1 protein-coding gene is annotated in these 1611 nt (G+C 59.1%); it reads right to left on the bottom strand.

Features of this window, described 5'->3' with window-relative positions; translation table 11 throughout:
• Positions 1-69: 69 nt before the first annotated feature.
• The coding region (locus ACP7BY_RS20945; RefSeq protein ID WP_426288358.1) for a reverse transcriptase/maturase family protein at positions 70-1611 on the bottom strand (1542 nt) is incomplete at its 5' end.

Genomic DNA, 1611 nt, shown 5'->3' with positions numbered 1-1611 from the left:
GTAGGGTCGACGCGGAACGCCTCTTTCGAGGATGTTCCAGCGCCTCCCCCCGAACCGTGCTTGCACCTTTCAATGCACACGGCTCTCCATTCCGCTGGTCAACCGACCGCCGTGGAGATGGACGTGGCATGAGCGACACAGAACGACAGTTCCGCGCCGCCGAGCCGATTGTTTCCACGCCGTCATCGGGCTGCGCCGCTTGTCCTTCAGTCTGTTGGGATGATGCGCTTCGAACGGACCATCGACGTCGCCACAGCTCTCGCATTCGCGGGCGCTGAGGCGCGTGATGATATCGTTCGTGCTCAACGCGAGGCGTGACCCGACCGTGGTGTTGTCCACGACCGCCTGTTGCCAAGGCCGAACATTCAGGTGCTTCAACCGCCAGAGCATCTGGACCCGCAGTTCACCCCGAACCATGGTTTTCACGCCATAGTCCGTCCCCAGTTTCAGATTTGCCATGGCCCGCGCCCGCGTTATGCGCTGCCGTGCCGCGATGGTCGCCAGCAGGCTCCTGAACATGACGAGTTCAAGGCCATCGAGCGAGCTTTTCACGCCGTCTGCAATCGCATAATAATTGGCGAGGCCACGTAGCTCCGAGTTGTAGGCAATGACCATTTCCGCAACACTGGAGTCGAGGAACTGTGGACGCACCCGGCCATTCCTCAGATCGAGGTTGCCGAGTTTCTTGCGCCTGCAAAACCCATAGACCCGCGACCTTGGCACCCACAGCTTGATATTGCCCCGCGTTGGTCGGCGACGGACACGACGTGATCCGCCACCGACCTTCGACCGGTCTGCCATTGACCCGGCAGATCGCAACGTGAAGGCGCAAACATGGAAGCCAAGGAACGGCGATCCCTTCGATGCATCACTGACCCGCGTCTTTTCGGGTGACACCTCAAGGTTGAGCCGATCACGAAGGAACGCTTCGATTTCAGCCCTGATCCTTTTTGCATCAGCCTTGCTGCCGATTACACCGACGAGGAAGTCGTCGGCGTAGCGACAATAGCGAAGGCGCCGGAAGTCCGGGTCCATCGGATCGACAGACGAACATGCCTGCCTTTCCTTCGTGACTGCCTTGATCCGCTTCAACAGGTTACGGACCTCGGCATCGTCCGCGCCACCGGCGCGGAGCGCATCGATCTCGGCACGATAATCGGCGATCTGGCGAGATAGACGCGTATAGGCGGGATTTGCCCTGCGCGTTTTTCCCTGATCGAAGCCGACCCGCATTTCCTCCATGAACTCATCAAGCTCATGGAGATATATGTTGGCCAGCAAGGGCGAGATTACGCCGCCCTGCGGAGTGCCGCTATAGGTCCGCTCGAACGTCCAGTCGTCCATGACGCCCGCCTTCAGCATCTTTTCGATCAGACCGATGAACCGTGGATCATCGATGCGTTTCGAGAGAAGCCTGAGCAGGATGTCATGGTCGATGTTGTCGAAGAACCCGCGAACATCCACCTCGATCAGCCATTTCATGCCTGTCCAGGTATTACGGATCTCTTCGAGCGCCGTATGGCACGAGCGCCCCGTGCGGAACCCATGGCTATGTCTTGAGAACACAGGATCATAGATTTGCGCGAGGACGATTCGAGCCGCTTCCTGAAC

This window comes from Sphingomonas sp. PSPC2-2 (genome assembly GCF_049897725.1).
In the GTDB taxonomy this organism is placed as follows: domain Bacteria; phylum Pseudomonadota; class Alphaproteobacteria; order Sphingomonadales; family Sphingomonadaceae; genus Sphingomonas.
This window is presented reverse-complemented; position numbering and strand designations above follow the sequence as displayed.